The sequence below is a fragment of the Bradyrhizobium sp. ISRA430 genome (genome assembly GCF_029909975.1).
In the GTDB taxonomy this organism is placed as follows: domain Bacteria; phylum Pseudomonadota; class Alphaproteobacteria; order Rhizobiales; family Xanthobacteraceae; genus Bradyrhizobium.
In genome coordinates this window covers 5,247,357-5,268,839 of record NZ_CP094516.1, presented here as the reverse complement: position 1 = coordinate 5,268,839, position 21,483 = coordinate 5,247,357, and the positions used below count along the sequence as shown (strand labels likewise).

The window sequence follows — 21,483 nt, the reverse complement described above, 5'->3', positions numbered from 1 at the left end:
GGCGGTGAGAGCCGCGCGCTATTTCAAATGCTTCGCGAAAAACGCCAGGCTGCGCGGCCAGGCGGTGTCGGCGCTGGCCTTGTCGTAGCTCGCGCGCTCGTCGCAATGGAAGCCGTGCTGGGCGCCCGGATAGATGAAGACCTCGACCTCCGGCCGCTTCGTCTTGATGGTCTCGACATCGGTCAAGGCAATGCCGGCATCCTTCTCGCCGAAATGGAGCTGCGTCGGCACCTTCGGCGCCTCGTCGGCAAAGCGCACGATCGCGCCGCCGTAATAGCCGATCGCGGCCTTGAGGCCGGACAGACGCGTGGCCGCGACATAGGCGACGCTGCCGCCGAGGCAGAAGCCGATGATGCCGACCGGGCCGACATTCTTCACCGCATCGATCGCGGCCTGCGTGTCGCGCAGCATCGCGGTCCAGTCGGGACTGGCGACGAACTTGCGCGCCTCGGCGATCTCATCGGGCGAATAGCCCGATTGGAAATTGGGCGAGGTGCGGTCGAAGATCGACGGCGCGATCGCGACATAACCTTCGCTGGCGATGCGATCGCATACCGAGCGGATGTGGTGATTGACCCCAAAGATCTCCTGGATCACCACGATCGCGCCCTTCGGCGCGCCGCTGGGATCGGCGCGGTAGGCACCGAGCTGGAAATTGTCGGAAGCCGTCAGTTTGATGTCTTGTCCCACGCGGGTCGTCCTTCTTTGTTGATCGTCGATCGCGAGCCCCGCTCTCACCCCTCATCCCGAGGAGCGCGTCAGCGCGACTCGGAGGATGAAGGCCGAGAGGTGGCAGCGGGGCCTTTCATGGTTCTCGCGGCGATACGCAGCATCGTCCGCGCCTGGCGGCGCTCCTCACCGTGAAGAATGAGAGCTGCAATCACTCCCACATCCAGTTCTCACCGTAATCCTCCTTCCATCCTGCCAGCCGTCCATGGCGGAATTGCAGGAAGAGGCGATGGCGATACGGTATCAGCCGGCTGCCGCCGATGTTGCGCAGAGCAAGATAGAGCTCGTTGCCCGGGCGGCCCCGCACATATTGCAAGGGCTGGCCCAATGCCCGTGTGGTCTGTTCGGTGTCCATGCCGAATGCCAACGGCGTATTGTTCGAGAGCGTCATTACGAAGGGCAGGCGCGGCGGTGGCGCGCCGAACGGATCGGCCTGTACTGAGGCCGGCATTGAGATGACCACCGCCACCATGCCGGCGGCCAACATCGCCTGCTTCATTGCCGCACCCTCGTTCAACCGGTTTGTCGCGGCAAGTTCTTCAGGAAAGGCACGACCGCGTCAACAAAAGCCTGCGGCTGATCGATGTTGACGGCGTGTCCGGCCGCGGGGATCACGACCTTTTGTGCGCCGGGGATCTTTGCCGCCATGTAGTCGGACGCCGCGAGAAATGGCGCATCGTCGGCGCCGACCACGATCAGCGACGGTACCCTGATGTCGGGGAGGAGCTCGATCACCTTCGCATCGCGCTGGGTCAGCATGCCGCGCGCGGCATGCGCAAGGCCCTTGGCGTTGCGATGGCTGGCGGTCGCGCGTTCGCGCGTCGCCGCTTTCAGCACGTCGAGGCCTTCGCGATCGAGCTTGTCGGCCGTGGCGAGCGCACGCGCATTCCAGGCCTCGCGTGCATCGTCCTTCTTGAAGCCCGGGCCGGTGTCGATGATCAGGAGCGCGCGGGTGCGCTGCGGATGGGCGCGGCAGAAGGCGAGCGACATGTAGCCGCCGAGCGATAGCCCGCCGATGATGGCGCGATCGGTGCCGACCGCATCGAGGATCGCCGCCATGTCGCCGACCGTGAGCGCTTCGCTGTAAGCGTTCGGATCGTCCGGATAGTCGGACTGACCGTGGCCGCGCATATCCCACAAAACGAGCTTATGGTTCGCTGCGAGCGCGTCGATCTGGCCGTGCCACATCGCCGAGGTCGAGGAATAGCCGTGGGTGAGCAGCAGCGGCGCACCCTCGCCATGCACCTCGTAATAGATCCCGACGCCGTCCCGATCGATCCTTGGCATTGCATCCGCCCTTTATGTTTCGACGCCCATCTGGCGCTTCACCTCTCCCGAAGGGAGAGGTCGGATCGCATCGAAAGATGCGATCCGGGTGAGGGGTAACAGTCTCACTAGATGCTGCGGCCCCTCACCCGGATTGCTTCGCAATCCGACCTCTCCCCGCTGGGGAGAGGTGGACACGCGGCGGACGCCTTCATCTCATCATACTCTAGCCGCCGGGTTACTCGGAGGAAACCGCCTGGCCGCGATGGCATGCATGCTCGAGGCTGAACCTTCGTGGTGCACGGATGCCCTTGTCGCGTCGCACAACAGGCAGCGGCCGGTTTGTTTCGATCGATTCCAAATTGCATTTGCCTCGGCGCCTGAACGCGATCATTCTTGCCGCCAAGGCGGGCGCGGGCCCGGTGGGCGCCCGCCATACAAGTTGCCGCCGTAAGCGGCTTCATGCACCGGCAGGGGAAGACGCCTATGCCAACTCTCACCATCAACGGGCGGAGTATGTCCGTGGATGCGGCGAACGACACGCCGCTCCTCTGGGCGATCCGCGAGCAATTGCAGATGACCGGCACCAAGTTCGGCTGCGGAGCCGGCCTGTGCGGTGCCTGCACCGTGCACGTCAACGGCGAGGCTGTGCGCTCGTGCCAGACCATGGTCGGCGATGTCGCCGGCAAGAAGATCACCACCATCGAAGGCCTGTCCGCCAAGGGTGATCATCCGCTGCAGAAGGCGTGGATCGCCGAGCAGGTCCCGCAATGCGGCTACTGCCAGTCCGGACAGATCATGCAGGCAGCTTCGCTGCTTGCGAAGAATTCCAACCCGACCAAGGAAGAGGTCGTCGCGCACATGGACGGCAATCTCTGCCGTTGCATGACCTATTCGCGGATCCAGAAGGCGATCATGCGCGCCGCATCCGAGATGCGCACCGCATCCGCCTCCGGCAACGAGCGGAGGCACACATGAATCGGCACGTGAAGAACGTTACCCCCGAGACGGCTGACCTCAGCCGCCGTTCGTTCCTGGTCGGCACCGCTGCGACCGGGCTCGTGCTCGGCTATGCCGGCGTGCCCGGCATCGGCGAAGCACTCGCTGCAGCTCCCGCCAATTTCGAGCCGAGCGTCTGGTATGCGATCGCGCCCGATGGTCTCGTCACCGTGACCTGCGGCAAGGCCGACATGGGCCAGCACATCGCCTCCACCATGGCGCAGATCGTCTGCGAGGAGCTGGGGGCGAAGTGGAGCGACATGCGCGTTGCGCTTGCCTCCAACGATCCGAAGTTCAACGATCCCGTGCTGGGCGCGCAGATCACCGGCGGAAGCTGGTCGACCATGATGAACTTCGAGGCGATGAGCCGCGCGGGTGCCGCCGGCCGCATCGCGCTGACGGAAGGTGCGGCCGCGGCAATGGGCGTGCCGGCCTCAGAGCTCGTGGTGCGCGATTCCGTGATCGCGCATCCGAAGTCGAAGAAGCAGATGTCGTTCGCCGACGTCGTGAGAAGCGGCAAGGCGACAAAGACGTTCACGCCGGACGAGCTCAAGGCGATCACGCTGAAGACACCGGATCAATACACCATGATCGGCGTGTCGGTGCCGCAGCTCGACATCCCCTCCAAGACCAACGGCACGGCGAAGTACGGCATCGACGTGATGCTGCCGGGCATGGTCCACGGCGCGGTGGTCACGCCGCCGGTGCGCTTCGGCGCGACGGTGAAATCGGTCGATGACAGCGGCGCGAAGAAGGTGCCGGGGTTCATCAAGACCGTCACCCTCGACGACAAGACGGGGACGACGTCGGGGTGGGTTGTGGCAGTTGCCAACACCTACGCCAACGCCAAGAAGGCGGCGGCGGCGCTGAAGGTCGCCTATGACGGCGGTCCGAATGCAAAGCTGTCGAGCCAGTCGCTGCTCGATGAGGCCAAGCGGCTTCAGCAGCTCGACGATTCCGGCCAGTTCTTCGTCAAGGATGGCGATCCCACGGCCGCGTTCGGCTCGGCGGCCAAGGTGCTGGAGGCGGAATACACCACCAACATCAACATCCATGCGCCGATGGAGCCGATGAACGCCACCGCGGAGTTCAAGGGCGACATCCTGCACATCTATTCCGGCAACCAGTTCGCGACGCGCTCCGGCGCGATCGCTGCGGGCGCGGCCGGGATCGATCCGAAATTCGTCGTCATGCACCAGATGTGGCTCGGCGGCGGCTTCGGCCGCAGGCTGGACGCCGACATGATGGTGCCGGCGGTGCAGGCGGCCAAGGCGGTCGGCAAGCCGGTGAAGGTGATCTATACGCGCGAGAACGACATGACGATGGATTTCTCGCGTCCCCTCACCTACCAGAAGGTGAAGGCCGGCGTGGACGGCGACGGCAAGCTCGTCGCGATTAGCCACGACGTGGTCTCGGCCTGGCCGACCGCACGCTGGGGAATCCCCGATTTCCTGACGCCCTCGGTCGACAAGAAGGGGCCGCTCGACTCCTTCACGGTGAACGGTGCGGACTTCTTCTACACCGTGCCCAACCACTACGTGCGCGCGATCAAGAACGAGCTCGCGCACAATGCCACGCCGTCCGGTCAGCTCCGCTCGGTGGCGCCCGGCTGGACCTTCTGGGCGGTCGAAAGCATGATCGACGAGATCGCGGCTGCGACCAACCAGGATCCGGCGCAGTTCCGCATCGCGCTGCTCGACGGCAAGGGCAAGAACGATGGCGGCGCGCAGCGGCTGCGCAACACGCTGCTCGCGGCGATGGGACTCTCCGGCTACGGCACCAAGAAGCTGCCGAAAGGCGAGGGCATGGGCGTTGCCTGCGTGTCGTCGCAGGAGCGTGCCACCGCAAGCTGGACGGCGTGTGTCGCCCATGTCGCCGTCGCGCCCTCGGGCGAGGTGACCGTGAAGAAGCTCACGGTCGCGACCGACGTCGGCACCCAGGTGCATCCCGACAACATCCGCGCCCAGGTCGAGGGCGCGGCGCTGTGGGGCCTGTCGCTGGCGATGTACGAAAAGGCGACGCTGAAGGATGGTGGCATCGAGCAGACCAACTTCGACAGCTACACGCCTCTGCGCATGAGCCAGATGCCAGAGATCGCGGTCGCCGTGATCGCCAATGGCGAGAAAGCCACCGGCGTCGGCGAGCCCGCGGTGACGGTCGTCGCCCCCGCCATCGGCAACGCCATCTTCAACGCCTCCGGTGCCCGCGTGCGGGCGCTGCCGATCACGGCCGAGGCCGTGAAGGCGGGCATGAAGGCGTAAGCCGGCTCGCGGTCGCGAGGTCAGACGATCCGCCGGAGGACAACCTCCGGCGGATTTTTTTGTGGCATGCCGTCTCCGCAGTCTCTCTGTCATGCCCCGCGAAGGCGGGGCATCCAGTACGCTGCGGCCTCTCCGTATTCGACCGACATCTCGGAGTACTGGATCGCCCGCGTTCGCGGGCGATGACAGTGAGGAGATTTCAGAGCTCGAAATCTCCTTTGTCATCAATGGCCCTGCTACTTTGCATGGGGTTGTTTTCGAGATTTTGGTTCGGGCGCGCCAGCGCTGCCAAATTCCCTAAAATTTGACCATTCCCCGCAGGGTTCCATTGAGCACGCATCTTAAGGGCCGGAGAACCTGATCCGGCTTAGGCTGTCGCACAATACGCACGTGCTCTCAGTTGCTTTGGGGAAGCCATGACCGCCTCAGCCAAACCAGCCGCCAAACGCCGGCTTCTGCTCGCCTCCGATCGGAGCGACGAGAGCAGCGAACTCGCCAGCATTTTGCAGGCGGTCGGCGACGTTTCGACGGTTTCGACCGAGGACATCCCCGAGCAGCCGGGGCGCGATCTCTCCGGCATCGTGGTCGACATCAACCTGCGCTCGCCAGAGAGCGTGCAGCGGGTGCGCAACAAGCTGCGCGGCGATGCCTATCGCTCGATGCCGCGGCTGTTCGTGCTCGCGGATGCCCTGCATCACGGCACCATGCAGGCCTGGGCGCTCGGGGCCACCGACACGATCTCGCGGCCGCTCCAGGCCGAGGCCATCCTGCAGCGGATCCGCGCTGCCTTCCCCGACACTGCCGCCTATGATGCAACCGATCGCGGCAAGACGCTCAATCGCGGCGTCGAGGCGGCGCATGCGGTCCTGACCAAGATGTTCGAGAAGCTGCCGCTCGGCGTGCCCCTGACCTTCGACGATGTGATCGCCGCAGAGAGCAAGATTTTGAAGGCGATCAAGCATTCCTCGCTGCGCGAGTGGCTCACCACCGTCGGCTGCCACCATGTCGGCAGCTATCGGCATTGCCTGTTCGTCACCGGCTTTGCCGTCGCCTTCGCGCAGCATCTCGGCATGCGCGAGGACGACCAGCGCCGGCTCACCCGGGCCGCGCTGCTGCACGACGTCGGCAAGGCCTTCGTTCCGACCGCACTGCTCGACAAGCCCGGCAAGCTCACCGACGAGGAGATGGACGAGGTCCGCCAGCATCCGCGCCGCGGCTATGATGCGCTCGCAGCTCAAGGCGGCTTTCCGCCGGAGATGCTGGATGTGGTCCTGCATCACCACGAATTTCTCGACGGCAGCGGCTATCCCAATGGCCTGTCGTCGAACCAGATCAGCGACATCGTGCGACTCACCACCATCGTCGACATCTACGCCGCGCTGGTGGAGAAGCGCGCCTACCGCATGCCCTTCACCCACTCCCGGGCGTTCGCGATGATGGAAGGCATGGGCGGCAAGCTCGACCAGCAGCTCCTGCAGGCGTTCCGGCCCGTGGCGCTGGGGTCGTTCTGACTCGGTGTCGTCCTGGCGAAAGCCAGGACGACGTTGTGGCGATGGTTCACGCGACAACGACCGGCCACGCGCTACTCCACCATCTTCCGCAGCTCCGCCTTCGCCACCTTCTCCAGCGTCGAGCGCGGCATGTCGTCGACGAAGCGGATCTCGCGCGGCAGCTTGAAGTCGGCAAGGCCGGCGCGGCAGGCGGCCATCACGGTGTCGTGCAGGTCGGGCGGCGCGCCGGCGACGCCGCCTTGCGGGATGATGAAGACCACAGGCACCTCGTCCAGCATCGGGTGCTTCTTGGCCACCACGGCCGCCTCGCGCACGCCCGGCACCAGCGCGATCACCTGCTCGATCTCGGACGCCGCGACATTCTCGCCGCCGACCTTCAGCATGTCCTTGGCGCGGTCGCCGAAGCGGATGTAGCCGTTGTCGAGCCGCACGACGCGATCGCCGGTGATGAAGAATCCGTGCTCGTCGAAGCTCTCGCGTGTCGCCTTTTCGTTGTGCAGATATTCCGCGAACAGCGACAGGCCGGGAATGCCCTTGATCGAGAGATTGCCGGTGTCGCCGACCTCCGTCGGCCGGCCATCGTCATCGGTGATGCGGATCTCATACTCCGGCGCGGCGCGGCCGATCGACATCGGGATGTTGGGCTGATCGACCTCGCCGATGATGCCGTGGGTGATGGTCTCGGTCATGCCCCACCAGCCGATGATTTTGACGCCGAGGGCCGCGAAGGCCGGCGGCTCGTTGACCGCGGTGCCCCATAGGCGGAATTTGTGATCCCGGGGGATCTCGTGCTCGAGCAGCGCCTTCATGCAGAACGGGATCGTCGAGGTCCAGGTCGAGCCGTGCTCGCGCGCGACACCCCAGAAGCGGCTCGCCGAGAAGCGCGGCTGGATCACGCAGGAGCCGCCGACCCACAGCGTCGCCAGCATGGAATAGGCCAGCGCATTGGTGTGAAACAGCGGCAGATAGGTCTGGTGCACGTCGCTGGCGTGCAGGTCCTCATGCGCTGCGTTGATCTTGGCACCCCACAGCGCGTTGGCGTGGGTCCAGAGCACCGCCTTCGGGCGCGACGTCGTGCCCGAGGTGTACTGCACGCTGCACGGCGCGAGCGGATCGGTGGCGCGCCGCGGACGGTCGGCGCTGTCGGCAAACAGCGCCTCGAAGCTGTCGCCGCGCGCTATGGCTTGCGCGGGTGTCGCGCCCGCATCATGCGAGGTCACCGCCATCCAGCGCAGCTCGCGGCAGTGCTTTGCGACGATTTCCGCATAGGCCGGCTGCGTGATCGCGGCGACCGCGCCGCAATGACCGGCGAAATATTCCATCTCGGCCGGCGCCGAACGGGTGTTGGTGGTCACCGCGATCGCGCCGAGCTCGACGCAGGCAAACCAGGCCAGCATCGCCTCGATGCAATTGTCGAGATGGATCAGTACATATTCGCCCGGCTTCACGCCGCGTCTTGCGAGTCCCGCCGCGAGTGCGCCGACCCGCTCGTGGAATTCGCCGTAGCTCCAGCGCCGCGCCGGCGCGTCGAACGGCGCCCAGATCAGAAACGGATGATCGCGGCGCACCTCGGCGCGCATCTTGAGCAGCCAGGGCACGTCGAGACCTGCAAATGGACCCACTACTCCGGCTACGGCTTGCGAATTCGGCATGTGTCCTCCCGTGCAGCCTGTTTTGGGTGGCGGCTGCTTTTGTGTCGGGAGTCTTTCTGCCATCGGATGGGGCGAGGGGCAAATGCATGCGCGACATGCGGCTATGGCACACGCGCTCTCACCATCGTCATGGCCGGGCTTGAGGATCGAGCGAGTGGCGCCCGCACGCCCTAATCTTCGTACGACGAAATTTCGATCAGGCTGCCGTCCGGATCGCGGCAATAGACCGAGCGCAGCGTGCCGCGGGCGCCCTGCTTGGGAACCGGGCCTTCCTCGATCGCGACACCGTTTGCCTGCAAATGCGCCACGACCTCATCGGGTGTGGCGGAGGTGAGAAAGCACAGATCCTCGCTGCCGGCGGTCGCCCGGTCCGCGGTGAACCATTCCACCCTGTCGGCATCGCGCGGCCGGACGTTGATCTTCTGGTTACCGAATTGAAGCGAAGTCCGCGGCGCTTTGCCGCCACCGGGGTCGAAGACCTTGACTTCCATGCCGAGGATCTTGCGATACCACTCGGTGGTGCGTGCGACGTCAGAGACATTGATCACGAGGTGATCGAGAGCCTCGACCTTGACCGGCATGTCTTTATCCTTTGCTTATCCTTTGCCTTATCCTTTCGTCGCGGCGTGCCGCGCGCACTTTCCGCATGCGGCAAGCTTTGTTACAACGCCGCCCACGACGCTTTCAAGAACAACAAGTCGGGAGAGATTTTGAGATGATCACACGCCGTACCGCGCTGGGCCTGCTCGCAGCCAGTCCGCTTGCAGCCACCCCGCTGTCGAAGGCGCTTGCCGCCGATTATCCGGCGCATCCGGTGAAATGGGTTGTCGGCTATCCGCCGGGCGGAGCCACCGATATCCTGGCGCGCCTGATCGGCCAGCGGCTGTCGGAAAAGTTCGGCCAGCAATTCGTGATCGAGAACAAGCCGGGCGCCGGCAACAACATCGGTACCGAATCTGTGGTCAACGCTGAGCCCGACGGCTACACCTTGCTGCTGGTCAATCCGGCCAACTACATCAACGCCTCGCTCTACGCCAATCTGAAGTTCAAATTCGTGAGCGACATCGCACCGGTCGCCTCGTTCCAGCGCGTGCCGAACGTGATGACCGTCAACAAGGACGTGCCGGCGAAGAACGTCGCCGAGTTCATCGAATATGTGAAGGCCAATCCCGGCAAGGTGAACATGGCCTCGTCCGGCAACGGCACCTCGGTGCATCTGTCCGGCGAGATGTTCATGGCGATGACCGGCTGCAAGATGCAGCACGTGCCTTATCGTGGCGCCGCGCCCGCGATCACCGACATGCTCGGCGGCCAGGTGCAGGTGATCTTCGACAACATGCCCTCGATCATCCAACACATCCGTTCTGGCGCGCTTCGCGCGATCGGCGTGACCACGACGGAGCGTTCCCCGCTGCTGCCCGACGTGCAAGCGGTCGCAGAGACCGTGAAGGGTTATGAGGCGAGCGCATTGTTCGGCATGGGCGCGCCGAAGAACACGCCGAAGGAGATCATCGCCAAGCTCAACAGTGAGATCAACGCGATCCTCGCCGAGCCCGATATGAAGAAGCGCCTGGTCGAGCTCGGCGGCGATCCACTGGTCCAGACGCCGGAAAAGTTCGGCGATGACATCAAGGCCGAGACCGACAAGTGGAAGAAGGTCGTCGAATTCGCCGGCCTCAAGGTCGAGTAGCGGTCTTGTGATGGCCGGAGGCGGCCAGGAATGGAGCCCTGTCGTATGACAGGGCTTTTTTTCTTGGTGCCTAGTCCGGTTGATCCGGAATAAAACGGTGTGCCGAGACCTGATGATGGATGGCGCTGCATCTCGCGCCGTGAAGAGAGGAGTTGGGATCATGCGCAAGACGCAATTGGCGTTGCTGACGCTGGGTGCGACGGTCCTTGCCGGTGTTGTCAGCGTCACTCCCGCGGCGGCGCGCGACTATCCCTGGTGCGCCCAGGGCGGCGAGTTCGATTATCCCGGCGAATGCGCCTACAGCACCTATGAGCAATGTCTGGCCAGCGTCTCCGGCCGGCTGTTGTACTGCGGTCCCAATCCGCTTGTCGCCTATGGTCAGGCGCCTTGGCCGCAACCGCAGCCGCTACCGCAGCCGCGTCGGCGCGCGCGGCCCGTCACGCCGTACTAGAGGCGCTTTTCCAGTCTGATCGTTCCGTGGGCGGTCTTGTCGCCCAATCACGCAGTCGTGCAACCCGCCCCGCGTGGGTTCCGGCTTGACGTCCGTTCGTTCGCCCCTATACTAAACCATATGGTTAAGTATCAGGACGAGACGCTGGACCGCACCTTTGCGGCATTGTCCGATCCGACGCGGCGCGCGCTGCTGGCACGCCTCGGCGCGCAGGACAGCCTGTCGGTGAGTGAGCTGGCCGCGCCGTTTCCGATCTCGCTGCCGGCGATCATGAAACATCTCGATGTGTTGTCGGATGCCGGACTGATCGTGCGGGAGAAGAGCGGGCGTACGGTCTCTTGCCGGCTCACCGCGAGGCCGATGGAGCAGGCGATGAACTGGCTCAATCGCTACGCGCAGTTCTGGTCCGACAATCTCGATCGCCTTGCCGCCTTTGTGGAGGAAAACCCATGGCCAACGCAGCCGCTGGCGCCGATCTCCGTGCCGCCGAACGCCCAAGCCTCACGCTCACGCGCCGCCTCCGCGCGCGGCCGGAAAAGGTCTACGCCGCCTGGACGCAAGCCGAGCAGCTAGTGCGATGGTTCGGGCCGCCGAACATGAAACCGGCCACGCTGAACGCCGAGCTCGACGTCCGCGCCGGCGGCCGCTACCGGATCAGCTTCACCCGCGACGACGGCGAATATTTCGAAGCCGGCGGGACCTACCGCGAGGTGGTGCCGAACGAGCGGCTGGTTTTCACCTGGGCCTGGCATTCGACGCCAGAGCGCGAATCGCTCGTGACGATCACACTGAAGCCGGACAGCACCGGCACGTTGATGGTGTTCCATCACGCCCAGTTCTTCGACGAAACCGCACGCGACAACCATCAGCGCGGCTGGAGCTCGTTCTTCGACAAGCTCGACGCCTTCGTCGCCTGATCCCTTCAGAGGAGGACGCCATGCAACAACATCAGATCGTCTCGCGCGAGCAATGGATTGCGGCCCGCAAAGCCCATCTGGCGCATGAGAAGGAGCTGACACAGGCGCGCGAGCGCCTCGCCGAGGAACGCCGCCGGCTTCCGTGGGTCAAGGTCGACAAGAACTACGTCTTCGACAGCCCGAACGGTAAGATCACCCTCGGCGATCTCTTCAAGGGCCGGCCGCAACTCGTGGTGCAGCACGTGATGTTCGCGCCCGACTGGGACGCCGCCTGCAAGAGCTGCTCGTTCTGGGCCGACGGGTTTGAGCGCATGGTGCCGCACCTCGCCGCGCGCGACACCACTATGGTCGCGGTCTCGCTGGCGCCGGTGGCCAAGCTCGAGGCCTTCAAGAAGCGGATGGGCTGGACCTTCGATTGGGTCTCCTCCGGCGACAACGACTTCAACTCCGACTACGAAGTCACGTTCAGTCGCGAGCAAATCGACAAGGGCGTGCCGAAGTACAATTTCGGTACCACGCCGTTCTATGGCCCCGAGCTGCCCGGCATCAGCGTGTTCTACCGCAACGAGGCCGGCGAGATCTTTCACACCTATTCCTGCTTTGCGCGCGGCCTCGACATGATGAATGCCGCCTATCAGTACCTCGACCTCACGCCGCTCGGCCGTCACGAGGAGGGGCTGCCATATCCAATGGATTGGGTCCGCCTGCGCGACCAGTACGAGCCGCAGGCGACCAAGGGGGCGTGCTGTCACGGGTGAGGGGCGCGCCGGCCATTGCGCCCATCACCCTACCGCTTCGCGTCCGCCTGCTCGGTGCCGTTGCAGGAGATCAGCATGGTGTAGGGGCGTGCATTGCCGGCGATGTCGGTGGTCTTGAGCTCGCCCTTGGGCTCCGCGGTCTGATAGGGCACCACCGAATTGTCGAGGAAGTCGCGCAGCGCACCGGTCTTGATGGCGAAGTTGATGTTCTCGGTAAGCTGCCCGGTCTCCTTGATCATCCTCAGTGCATTGAGTTTGGACACAACGACGCCTGCCACCTGGCCGGACATATCGAACAACGGCCCACCGCTGTTGCCTGCCTGGATTGCCGCGCTGATCTGCAAGCGACCTGTGTCATTGCGGATGCCGCTGAGTGAACTCACGACGCCGGTGGTCACGGTCAGGTCGGAGGTGAGCAAGCCGTGCAAGGGAAAGCCGATGGCCACGACGGAATCGCCGGAGTGCATCGAGCGGTCGCGGATTCTTGCAAAATCCTTGAATGTGACCGTTGCCGGCGCTCGCAGCAGCGCGAGATCGTTGGTTGCATCGCTGGATACGACCCGCAAGACCATCGCGGCCTCGCCGGCAAGATTGCCCTTGATATCCCCGACGCAGCCGTCAATCACGTGATGATTGGTCACGATATGCCCGCTCGGGCTGACCACGAAGCCCGTGCCGCTGATGCTCACGGCTCGACCGGATTTGCCTGCTGGCGAGGGCGTCTGCTTATCCGCGGCAGCCGGGGGCTTTGCGGCAACCTTCGTAAAATCGCCGGCCTTGTCGATCCCGTCGGCTTTCACCCTGGTGACGCAATTGGCGAGCGCCGCGATCAAGGGCGCGGTCGAGGTCAACTGGAACTGCAGCGCGGTACGACCCGCGGTCGCCACCATCAGGCTCGCCTTCTGAAACGTGCGCGTGACGTTGGGCGGCATGATGGCGGTGAGCATGTTCGGCGCATTGGCGGTCGCGAACAGCCGAGCCTGCTCCTGGCCGTCGAAGATCACGTCGATCGCGGCGTTCTCGCCCTTGGTGAACTTGAATGCGGGGCTGGCAAAGCTCAAAAGCCAGGAACCGGCCACGTTCTGGCCGACGACGAGGCTGACGCCGTTGGCATAGGGCGCGGTCGCCGCACAATGCGAGAAGGCGCGCGTTTCATCATTGGTGAAGGCACCGCCGATCCAATTGCCGGTGCTCACCGAGCCGAACGGTCCCGCTGCATTCGCAACTCCGATCGCGAGCGCCTGCAGCAGGCACGCGATGACAGCCGACTTCAACATATTAACGCCCCCGGAATGCCATGATCCGCATCTTATCTGCCTGACACGATTCTGTGCAACCGGCAGTTGTTGGCTCGGGGCCGTGTCGCCGTAATCGACTTTCAGGCTTGCCGTTGCTTTGCGATACGGTATACTTTGCGATACAAAGTGAACGGTAAGTGATCACAAGGAAACGCGGACGGAGCGAGATATTGGCGTCGCAGATGCGCGATCTCGACAAGGCACTGGCCGATATCGTGGCGATCCGCAGCCAGATCGCGGCCGGCACGGCGTTTCGCGGCTACGGCCCCGCGACCATGGCGGCAACCGGCGCCGTCGCGCTGATCACCGCATTCCTGCAATTCTGGCTGCTCGGCGATCCCACCGGCGAGCCGCTCCGCTTCTTCCTTGGCTGGTTCATTGCCGCCGTCCTGTCCGGCCTGATGATCTGGATCGAAATGCGCGCGCGTTCGCGCCGCCATCACTCCGGCCTCGCCGATGCCATGATCCATCAGGCGGCCGAGCAGTTCCTTCCCGCCGGCATCGCAGGCGTGCTGCTTGCAGTGGTGATGTGGAAGTTCGCCGCCGAGACGCTCTGGCTCTTGCCGGGCCTGTGGCAGATCCTGGTGTCGCTCGGCATCTTCGCCTCCGTCCGCTCGCTGCCGCGCACCGTCGCGCTTGCCGGCGCCTGGTATTTCGTCTCGGGTTTCGCAGTGGTGGTGCTGGCGAGCGGGACCCACACGCTGTCGCCATGGACCATGGGCCTGCCCTTCGTGATCGGCCAGTCGGTGATGGCGGCCATTCTGTATTTCGCGTCCGGAGACAATGATGTCGAAGACTGACAGCGCGCCGTTTTCCTATGAGGGGTTAGACCGCGTGATCCACGAGAAGGCGAGGCTCGGGCTCCTGACCTCGCTGATGGCTTATCCCAAAGGCCTGGCATTTGCCGATCTCAAGCAGCTCTGCGGCCTGACTGACGGCAATCTCAGCCGGCATCTTGCCGTGCTCCAGGAAGCCGGCCTCGTCGAGGTGACCAAGGGTTACGAAGGCAACCGTCCGCACACCACCTGCCGCCTGACCAAGACCGGCCGCCGCCGCTTCCTCGACTATCTCGCCGTGCTCGAGCGCCTCGTGCGCGACGCCGCCAAGGCCGCCGGCCGCGAAGCGCCGCCGCTCGGCAGGCTCGGCATCCTTCCGACCTGATCGTCCCCCCTTTTTGACCGGAGACTTTGCAATGCAAAGTGGCGTCACGTCCCAGAACGAGAAGCTTCACGTTGGCATCATCATGGACGGCAACGGACGATGGGCGACGCGCCGCGGCCTGTCGCGCGCACGCGGCCATGAAGCCGGCGTCGAGGCGATCCGCCGCATCGTCGAGGCCGCGCCCAGGCAGGGCATCGGCACGCTGACGCTCTATGCCTTCTCGACCGACAATTGGCGCAGGCCCAAGGCCGAGGTCGCCGCACTCATGACGCTGCTCCGCTTCTATCTCGCCAACGAGGTGCAGAGCCTGCTGAAGAACGGCGTGCGCCTCACCGTGATCGGCCGCCGCGACCGCCTGCCGGACGGCATCGCCGCCGCTATCGCGCGTGCTGAGGACGCAACGGCGCATGGCAACGTGCTGCACTTGCGCATCGCCGTCGACTATTCGGCGCGCGATGCCATCCTCAACGCCGCGGCCAAGGCGGCCGCGCTGACGAGCCTCACCCGCGAGGCATTCTCCCAGCTCGTCACCGGGGAAGCGTCCTTGCGCGACGTCGATCTGATCATCCGCACCTCCGGCGAGAAACGGCTGTCAGACTTCCTGCTATGGGAAGGCGCCTACGCCGAGCTGCACTTCACCGAGCGGATGTGGCCCGAATTCGACGCCAATGATCTTGCCGAGGCGCTGGCGTCCTTCCACGGCCGTGAACGCCGTTTTGGCGGCCTCCAGTCCCTGCCGCTGGAGCCGGCGCCAAGTCTTTAGCGCCAAGTCTTTAGCATCGGCTCTTTAGCATCGGCCGTGATGCCGAAAAATTGAGCAACGTCGCAACATTTATCGCTTCGACGTCTGTCGATCCCGCGCCTAGTCTCGGCCGCATCGGGAGTATCGTTGATGCCCTCAGTTTTGGACTTTTGCACCGGCGGGACGGAGCGGCAGGTCAAGGCCGGCACGCTCGTCATCGCCGAGGGCGGGACCACAGGCCATCTCTACGTTCTGATGGAGGGCAAGCTCGAGGTGATCAAGGGCGACATGGTGGTCGCCACCATCACCGAGCCCGGTGCGGTGCTCGGCGAAATGTCCGTGCTGCTCGGCCAGCCACACACCGCGACGGTGCGGGCCTGCTCCGATGCGATCATCTACGAATTCGACGATGCCGCCTCTTTCCTCAAGCGGGAGCCGGATGTGGCGATCCTGATCGCGCGCATGCTGGCCCAGCGGCTCAACGTCGCCAACACCTATCTCGCCGATCTCAAGCGGCAATATGCTGGCCACGGCACGCATCTGGCGATGGTCGGCGAGGTGCTCCAGAGCATGATCAACCTGCCGCCGCTTGAGGTCTCGCCAGGCTCGGATCGGCAATCCGATCCAAGGATGTGAGCCAGTCCGGCGGCTCCTCGACAAATGCAGCGGGCCGCTTCAGCGGCGCGTTGAGACCGATCCACTGTGCTTCGCCGGCGGCAAGCCAGAACGCCCGGTTCGCATCGAGATCCAGTACGATATGTGTCGGCGGCCGGCCGGGTTGTAGGCCCGCGTTGAACACCCAGGTCGGACCCAGCCGGTCGAACCATGAGCCGTCCTTGATGAACGGCGACTGATGCACGTGGCCCGAGATCACCATCGAGGGCTGATACTGCATGATCCACTGCACGAGCTCGACGTCGCCGAAGAAGCGCTTGCCGTCCCAGCTCGTCGGCGAATCCGCCGGCGGCGCGTGATGGGCCCAGATCCATCGCTGCGGCCGTTTGCCGGCGGCGTCGCGAAGCTGGTCCGCGATGCACTGCTTGACCTGCGGCCCATCCCACCACGGGCACACCGTGAACAACGTGTCGTCGATGGTGAGGCTGTCGCCGTCGCAGGCGATCCCGAGCTCGCGCACCCCCGCGATCCAGCGTGCGATCTTCTCGCCCTCCGCATTGCGCTCGTCGAGGTCGTGATTGCCGGAACAAAGGATGACGCGCGTCTGACCGGCCAGCAGCGCAAGGTACTTTCTCACCACCACGATCTGTGCGCGAAAGTCCACCATGGAGCCGACATCGAGGGCGTCGCCGGCAAAGATGATCAGGTCGAAATGCGGCGCGGCGCTCACCAGCCAGTCAAACTGCGGCAGCGAGTAGTGCAGGTCTGCAACGACCAGGCAGCGCATTGAAAATCCAATTGCCCAGGAAATGAACGAAGCCGGCAATCCGGATGATTGGAAAAGCAAGAACCAGACCAGCCCAGTGCCTGCCTGCCGCGTCAAATCAGCCGGCGACCGGTCATCGGACGCTTATTGGCGCGCGTTCGTATTGCACCGCGTTCGCGCTCGCGGAGGCCGTTGGCGGCACCGCACTGGACGAAGTCATCGAAGTCTGCTGTCGTGATGCGCCCCCACCCGCGGTGACCGTATGACCTCCTTCAAGACCATTCGTGCCCGTGCCGAAAAGCGCAAGGGCGGGCCCACGGCACTGGAAAAGCTGATGCCGGCAAAGCCCGACCTGAAGCGGCTGACGAAACTAGGCGACGATCGCATCCTTGCGGAGATGACCAAGCGGGTGTTTTGCGCAGGCTTCGCTTGGAGCGTGATCGAGACCAAATGGGACGGGTTTGAAGATGCATTCCTGCGCTTCCAGCCGGCCAAGCTGGCCTTCCAGCCCGAGGACTATTGGGAGGACCTGATGCGCGACACGCGCATCGTTCGCAATGGCGCCAAGATCATGTCGGTGCGCGAGAACGCTGCCTTCGTCCAGGAGATCGCACGAGAGCACGGCAGCTTCGGCAAGTTCCTAGCGAAGTGGCCCTCATCCGACGAGATCGGCCTGCTCGATCTCCTTACCAAGCGCGGCAGCCGGCTCGGAGGCAACACCGGCCAGATGCTGCTGCGCTTCATCGGCTGGGACGGCTTTGTCACATCTAAGGACGTCGTTGCCTGCCTGCGTGGCGCCGGCCTCGACATTGCTGAGGAGGTGAAGTCGAAGGGCGATCTCGCCAAGGTGCAGGCGCAGTTCAACGCCTGGGCCGAGGAGACCGGTCTGCCCTACACGCATATGTCGCGGATCTGCGCGCTGTCGGTCGGCGAGAACCGGAGCGAATAGCCGGATCCGGTCGTACCGGGTCGCTCAATGATGTGCTTATCGTGGCGATCCAGTGCCATCAGCGCGGCGGATGCAATCCGTCATCACGAAATGCATTGCGCTGGAACATTTGTCCGCAGCACCCGTTCGGAAACTTGAGCCAGGCGAACCAGGGCGCATGGAACGTTCGCCTCGGCCGCTATGAAACCTGACATGACAGAAACGGAGCAGCCCATGAAGCTAACGTCCGAACAGGTGAAGCAGACCGTCAGGCAACTGGGTGCTCAGGTGCTCCCCGACGAGCATCCCGCCATGCCGCAACTCAACAGCATGTTTGGCGAGCACACGTTCTTCGTCGACGAGAGCGGACTCAAGGTTCTCGAGCCCGCGCAGTCGGTCGGGGCCGATCGCCAGAGCGGCGAAGTCGTGAGCCTGGCCGACTGGGGCGATTCGGATCTGACGCGCCTGATGGCACATGAACCCGAGCCAACCGGCGTGATCGTGGTGTTCGAGCACGTGAAACACTGAGAGGCCACTCGGATCGGCGCCTTCAATAGACGGTGAGTCGATCTTCGGCAGCCGCAAACGAGACTTGTGCCGGCGGGGGACCGCATCGCCGGCAGTTACCGATCGTAAATTCGCCGCGCCAAATAGGAGCACCCAGATGCTTGTTCGCGAGGCAATGACCACCGAACCAAAAGTCGTCAATCCCCAGGACACGATTCAATCCGCCGCAGAGCTCATGTCCGCCCTTGGCGTCGGCTTTCTGCCGGTTGGCGCCGATGACCGGCTCGTCGGAATGATCACCGACCGGGACATCGCTATTCGCGCGATTGGCAAAGGGCGAGGGCCCGAGACACCGGTCGCCGAGGCTATGACCGCGGACGTGATGTATTGCTTTGAAGACGAAGACGTCGAAGCGGCCTGTCAATCCATGGGGGATCTTCAGGTTCGCCGGCTGCCGGTCCTTAACAGCGACAAACGCCTCGTTGGTGTGATTGCACTCGGCGATGTCGCACGCAAGGCGAACGGGAGCGCCGGTGTGGCTCTTGCCCAGATATCCGAGCCTGGCGGCGAGCATACGCAGTTCTAGCGATCGATCGCCGGGGCAGAGGGAGCCTGATGTCTGCGCTCGCAGCAGCGGGACGTCGTAATGGCCCGTCGGCGCGGGCGGGCCTCTCATGCTGATTCATGGCTGGCCCGACGACGTACGCTGCTGGGATTGAGGTCATAGACGACCTTGGCGGCAGGGTCAGGCGGCCACCGCTCGACGTGATCCTGGTCCACAGCTTCAGCCGCTTCTTCCGCTGTCAGTTCCGCTCTGAGTTTCATTTCCATCGACGGGCCCAGGACGGTGTGCGGATGCTCGTTGCGGAGCATTCTCAGCACCGTATCGCCGGTCAAGAGCGTCGGGCGATCGCCCTGACGCGCGCGCACATCAGCCCTGTTCGTGAGGCGGCGAACCAAAGCACGCCGAACTGTTTCTCGGGTAGCAGACTCTGCCGAGCGATCGGCGAGAATCCCGGCTTAGCTGGGCAACGACAAAACCAAGGGAAGATCCAATGATGAACTACAAGACCCTGGTCGCCACATCTTTGATGTCGGTTTTGATGTCGATTTCCCTGACATCCTTCGCGTCCGCGCAATGCGTAGACTGCGCAATGTATCCGGATCGTGATGCCCTCAACAAAAATACGCAGACGCCCGCCGGAAAGTCGGGCCTCATAGGGCCGGGTGGCGCTGCAGGTTCCCCCAACGCAGCGGGCTCCGCCAATGCTGCAGCGGGCTCCGCCAATGCTATGGGCAACGCGAACAATCCGAACAACGCTCGTGCCGAGATGCGTGAGCGTCCTTCGAAGCGATCTGTCGGCGTAAGCGGTACCAGGAAACACATGAAGAGCCCCGACTACCAGTCCCGGTGACCTCGCGGGCCGCCTCCGAGGCGCGCAATCGCGTCTCAAGACCGCGCATCGAGACACCGCACCGCGGTGAGACAGGACAATCACTCATCGGCCGTGGCGTGCCACGGCCGATGAGGATGGGTACTACTGCTTCGCTATTCTGCGAAGCCCTCTGACATGGCGCAACCGTCCCGGGCGACGTCAATCGTAGCCGCTGTTTGTTTCCTTCCAGTTCGTAGGCCATCGATCGTGTGCAGGCATCACGTTTCGAACGCGCGATCTTTTGCCTTCGAGGCGAAGGTTCCGAGAACGATCTCGCCGGACACACCTCTGAATTGGTACGCAGCTCTTTATCGTGTCTTGCCAAGAGATTGTGGATTCGATGAATCTGGACTCGATGACTGCTGGGGCGATCCGGATGCCGAAGACCTTGCGCCCGATCGTGTCGTTGCTCCTGGGGCTCGCGTTCCTGCTGGCAGGCAGCGGCCTGCAATTCACTTTGCTGCCGCTGCGGGGCAGCGCGGAAGGTTTTGACGATCTTGCGCTCGGCGTCATCAGTTCAGCCTATTATGTCGGCTTCGTCAGCGGCTGCCTGCTCGCGCCTTATCTGATCCTGCGCGCAGGACACATTCGCGCCTTTACAGCAATGGTCGCGGTGGCGGCTGCCGTGGCGCTTGCCTACGCGCTCGCGCCGGTGGTCGCGGCCTGGATCGTGCTGCGCGGCGTAACTGGCCTCTGCCTCGCCGGTCTCTATCTGGTGGTCGAGAGCTGGCTCAACGATCGGGCCTCGAACGAGACGCGCGGACTCGTACTGTCGGCTTATGTGATGGTCAATTATGGCGCCATCACACTTGGTCAGAGTTTGGTGACGCTTTATCCGGTCGCCGAAGCCGGGAACTTCATGGTGGCCGCCATACTGTCCTCGTTGGCCATTGTTCCGGTGGCACTGACCCGCGCCGCGCAACCAGCACCGGTTACCATCGTCAGCTTTCGCGTCGGGCAGCTATATCGCGCGGCGCCGGTTGCGCTGGTCGCAAGTTTCATGATTGGAGCCGCTAATGGTGCATTCTGGGGCCTTGCGCCGCTGTCGGCCGCCGGCAGCGGCCTCAGCATCGATCAGGTGGCGCTGTTCATGAGTACCGCGGTGCTGGCCGGCGCGATCGTCCAGCTCCCGGTCGGCCGTCTATCCGACCGCGTCGATCGTCGCTGGGTTCTGCTTGTTCTCTTGATAGGAGCTGCCGCCGCGGGCGTCGCCTCATGGCTGATCGCCGCATCGGGAGCGACGCTGCTGCTATTTGGCATTCTCTTCGGGGCGCTCGCGCTGCCCGGCTATTCGCTTGCCGCGGCCCACGCCTACGACAAGACCCCAGCGAGTGACGTCGTAGCGATCGCTGCTACAATCCTGCTTACCAACGGCCTCGGTTCGGTGGTCGGGCCTCTCATTGCCGCCACCTTCATGTCGGCGGCAGGACCGCGCGCGCTATTCCTGTTTACCGCGATAGCCCAGGCGCTGCTTGCGGCCTACGTATTCTACCGCACACGTGTCCAGGCCTCGCTTACCTCCCCGCGCAAGACCGAGTTCGATCTTGCCACAACCGCACTTGTGGGCACGGTGGTCACGCATGATGCGCTGGATCCGGCCGATCCCTCGATCGTGATCCCGGAGGGCTATACGCGCGGGCCCATGCAAGCCAATGCCAGGTCGGCTCCAGCGTCGGAGCGTTGACTCGCTTGGCTTCGCGCCGAGACAAGCACCCGTGGCGTTCGCGGAGGCGATCCTGGCAGTCCAGCGCAGGACTGAACGACGGGAGAAATAGGAACGCACGATCGCTGCGACG

The 21,483-nt window shown here is 64.1% G+C and carries 25 protein-coding genes; 17 read left to right on the top strand and 8 right to left on the bottom strand.

The window, feature by feature from the left end:
• Window positions 1-18 precede the first annotated feature (18 nt).
• The 3 genes from MTX21_RS25035 to MTX21_RS25025 form a co-directional block, all read right to left on the bottom strand.
• Window positions 19-690 (bottom strand): dienelactone hydrolase family protein, encoded by a 672-nt coding sequence (locus MTX21_RS25035; protein WP_280967346.1) that lies wholly within the window; start codon window positions 688-690, stop codon window positions 19-21.
• Between the two features lie 190 nt (window positions 691-880).
• A complete protein-coding gene (locus MTX21_RS25030) occupies window positions 881-1,228 on the bottom strand; it encodes a hypothetical protein (protein ID WP_280967345.1) in 348 nt (115 codons plus the stop codon).
• Between the two features lie 14 nt (window positions 1,229-1,242).
• Window positions 1,243-2,016: an alpha/beta fold hydrolase gene (locus MTX21_RS25025; RefSeq protein ID WP_280967344.1), complete on the bottom strand. Its 774-nt coding sequence runs from the start codon at window positions 2,014-2,016 to the stop codon at window positions 1,243-1,245.
• 465 nt (window positions 2,017-2,481) lie between these two features.
• On the opposite strand from MTX21_RS25025, the gene MTX21_RS25020 reads away from it, so the two are divergent.
• From MTX21_RS25020 to MTX21_RS25010, 3 genes are all read left to right on the top strand, one after another.
• Entirely contained in the window at window positions 2,482-2,973 is a 492-nt protein-coding gene (locus MTX21_RS25020) for a (2Fe-2S)-binding protein (protein ID WP_280967343.1), read from the top strand.
• Window positions 2,970-5,255: a molybdopterin cofactor-binding domain-containing protein gene (locus tag MTX21_RS25015; RefSeq protein WP_280967342.1), complete on the top strand. Its 2,286-nt coding sequence runs from the start codon at window positions 2,970-2,972 to the stop codon at window positions 5,253-5,255. Before MTX21_RS25020 ends, MTX21_RS25015 begins: the two co-directional genes overlap by 4 nt.
• A gap of 416 nt (window positions 5,256-5,671) precedes the next feature.
• Entirely contained in the window at window positions 5,672-6,766 is a 1,095-nt protein-coding gene (locus tag MTX21_RS25010) for an HD domain-containing phosphohydrolase (RefSeq protein ID WP_280967341.1), read from the top strand.
• A gap of 71 nt (window positions 6,767-6,837) precedes the next feature.
• Here MTX21_RS25010 and MTX21_RS25005 read toward each other — a convergent pair whose 3' ends face one another.
• Both MTX21_RS25005 and MTX21_RS25000 read right to left on the bottom strand, forming a co-directional pair.
• A complete protein-coding gene (locus MTX21_RS25005) occupies window positions 6,838-8,418 on the bottom strand; it encodes an AMP-binding protein (protein WP_280967340.1) in 1,581 nt (526 codons plus the stop codon).
• A 170-nt stretch (window positions 8,419-8,588) separates the two neighbouring features.
• Window positions 8,589-8,999, bottom strand: a complete 411-nt coding sequence (locus MTX21_RS25000) for a VOC family protein (RefSeq protein ID WP_280967339.1) — start codon at window positions 8,997-8,999, stop codon at window positions 8,589-8,591.
• 134 nt (window positions 9,000-9,133) lie between these two features.
• Here MTX21_RS25000 and MTX21_RS24995 point away from each other — a divergent pair, with 134 nt between their 5' ends.
• The 5 genes from MTX21_RS24995 (at window position 9,134) to MTX21_RS24975 (ending at window position 12,234) form a co-directional block, all read left to right on the top strand.
• Window positions 9,134-10,108 carry a tripartite tricarboxylate transporter substrate binding protein gene (locus tag MTX21_RS24995; protein ID WP_280967338.1) on the top strand — a complete coding sequence of 325 codons (975 nt, stop codon included), beginning with the start codon at window positions 9,134-9,136 and terminating at the stop codon, window positions 10,106-10,108.
• Between the two features lie 160 nt (window positions 10,109-10,268).
• Entirely contained in the window at window positions 10,269-10,559 is a 291-nt protein-coding gene (locus MTX21_RS24990) for a DUF3551 domain-containing protein (protein WP_280967337.1), read from the top strand.
• 120 nt (window positions 10,560-10,679) lie between these two features.
• On the top strand, window positions 10,680-11,132 hold the full coding sequence (locus tag MTX21_RS24985; protein WP_280967336.1) for a metalloregulator ArsR/SmtB family transcription factor: 453 nt from the start codon (window positions 10,680-10,682) through the stop codon (window positions 11,130-11,132).
• On the top strand, window positions 11,132-11,476 hold the full coding sequence (locus tag MTX21_RS24980; protein ID WP_280967335.1) for an SRPBCC domain-containing protein: 345 nt from the start codon (window positions 11,132-11,134) through the stop codon (window positions 11,474-11,476). Before MTX21_RS24985 ends, MTX21_RS24980 begins: the two co-directional genes overlap by 1 nt.
• Before the next feature lie 20 nt (window positions 11,477-11,496).
• On the top strand, window positions 11,497-12,234 hold the full coding sequence (locus tag MTX21_RS24975) for a thioredoxin family protein (RefSeq protein WP_280967334.1): 738 nt from the start codon (window positions 11,497-11,499) through the stop codon (window positions 12,232-12,234).
• 29 nt (window positions 12,235-12,263) lie between these two features.
• Here the strand turns inward: MTX21_RS24975 and MTX21_RS24970 are convergent, their stop codons facing one another.
• Window positions 12,264-13,511 carry a serine protease gene (locus tag MTX21_RS24970; RefSeq protein ID WP_280967333.1) on the bottom strand — a complete coding sequence of 416 codons (1,248 nt, stop codon included), beginning with the start codon at window positions 13,509-13,511 and terminating at the stop codon, window positions 12,264-12,266.
• A gap of 203 nt (window positions 13,512-13,714) precedes the next feature.
• On the opposite strand from MTX21_RS24970, the gene MTX21_RS24965 reads away from it, so the two are divergent.
• From MTX21_RS24965 to MTX21_RS24950, 4 genes are all read left to right on the top strand, one after another.
• Complete coding sequence (locus MTX21_RS24965) at window positions 13,715-14,332, top strand: hypothetical protein (RefSeq protein ID WP_280971153.1); 618 nt, start codon at window positions 13,715-13,717, stop codon at window positions 14,330-14,332.
• The gene (locus MTX21_RS24960; RefSeq protein WP_280967332.1) at window positions 14,319-14,693 is read left to right on the top strand and encodes a transcriptional regulator; all 375 of its coding nucleotides are present in this window, start codon (window positions 14,319-14,321) and stop codon (window positions 14,691-14,693) included. The genes MTX21_RS24965 and MTX21_RS24960 overlap by 14 nt, the downstream gene beginning before the upstream one ends.
• A 31-nt stretch (window positions 14,694-14,724) precedes the next feature.
• Window positions 14,725-15,456 carry a di-trans,poly-cis-decaprenylcistransferase gene (locus MTX21_RS24955; RefSeq protein WP_280967331.1) on the top strand — a complete coding sequence of 244 codons (732 nt, stop codon included), beginning with the start codon at window positions 14,725-14,727 and terminating at the stop codon, window positions 15,454-15,456.
• A gap of 129 nt (window positions 15,457-15,585) precedes the next feature.
• Window positions 15,586-16,071, top strand: coding sequence for a cyclic nucleotide-binding domain-containing protein (locus tag MTX21_RS24950; RefSeq protein ID WP_280967330.1), 486 nt, complete (start codon window positions 15,586-15,588; stop codon window positions 16,069-16,071).
• Here the strand turns inward: MTX21_RS24950 and MTX21_RS24945 are convergent.
• Window positions 16,010-16,837, bottom strand: a complete 828-nt coding sequence (locus tag MTX21_RS24945) for a metallophosphoesterase family protein (protein WP_280967329.1) — start codon at window positions 16,835-16,837, stop codon at window positions 16,010-16,012. The genes MTX21_RS24950 and MTX21_RS24945 overlap by 62 nt on opposite strands.
• Window positions 16,838-17,078: 241 nt before the next feature.
• Here MTX21_RS24945 and MTX21_RS24940 point away from each other — a divergent pair, with 241 nt between their 5' ends.
• The 3 genes from MTX21_RS24940 to MTX21_RS24930 all read left to right on the top strand — a co-directional run bounded on the left by MTX21_RS24940 (window position 17,079) and on the right by MTX21_RS24930 (window position 18,837).
• Window positions 17,079-17,765, top strand: a complete 687-nt coding sequence (locus MTX21_RS24940) for a DNA-3-methyladenine glycosylase I (RefSeq protein ID WP_280967328.1) — start codon at window positions 17,079-17,081, stop codon at window positions 17,763-17,765.
• Window positions 17,766-17,978: 213 nt separating this feature from the next.
• Entirely contained in the window at window positions 17,979-18,272 is a 294-nt protein-coding gene (locus tag MTX21_RS24935; RefSeq protein WP_280967327.1) for a hypothetical protein, read from the top strand.
• Window positions 18,273-18,408: 136 nt separating this feature from the next.
• The gene (locus MTX21_RS24930; protein ID WP_280967326.1) at window positions 18,409-18,837 is read left to right on the top strand and encodes a CBS domain-containing protein; all 429 of its coding nucleotides are present in this window, start codon (window positions 18,409-18,411) and stop codon (window positions 18,835-18,837) included.
• Between the two features lie 86 nt (window positions 18,838-18,923).
• On the opposite strand, the gene MTX21_RS24925 is transcribed toward MTX21_RS24930, so the two are convergent.
• Complete coding sequence (locus MTX21_RS24925) at window positions 18,924-19,148, bottom strand: hypothetical protein (RefSeq protein WP_280967325.1); 225 nt, start codon at window positions 19,146-19,148, stop codon at window positions 18,924-18,926.
• Window positions 19,149-19,306: 158 nt separating this feature from the next.
• Between MTX21_RS24925 and MTX21_RS24920 the strand changes: the two genes are divergently transcribed.
• Both MTX21_RS24920 and MTX21_RS24915 read left to right on the top strand, forming a co-directional pair.
• Window positions 19,307-19,666: a hypothetical protein gene (locus MTX21_RS24920; protein ID WP_280967324.1), complete on the top strand. Its 360-nt coding sequence runs from the start codon at window positions 19,307-19,309 to the stop codon at window positions 19,664-19,666.
• Window positions 19,667-20,063: 397 nt separating this feature from the next.
• The gene (locus MTX21_RS24915; RefSeq protein WP_280967323.1) at window positions 20,064-21,371 is read left to right on the top strand and encodes an MFS transporter; all 1,308 of its coding nucleotides are present in this window, start codon (window positions 20,064-20,066) and stop codon (window positions 21,369-21,371) included.
• Window positions 21,372-21,483: the final 112 nt, after the last annotated feature.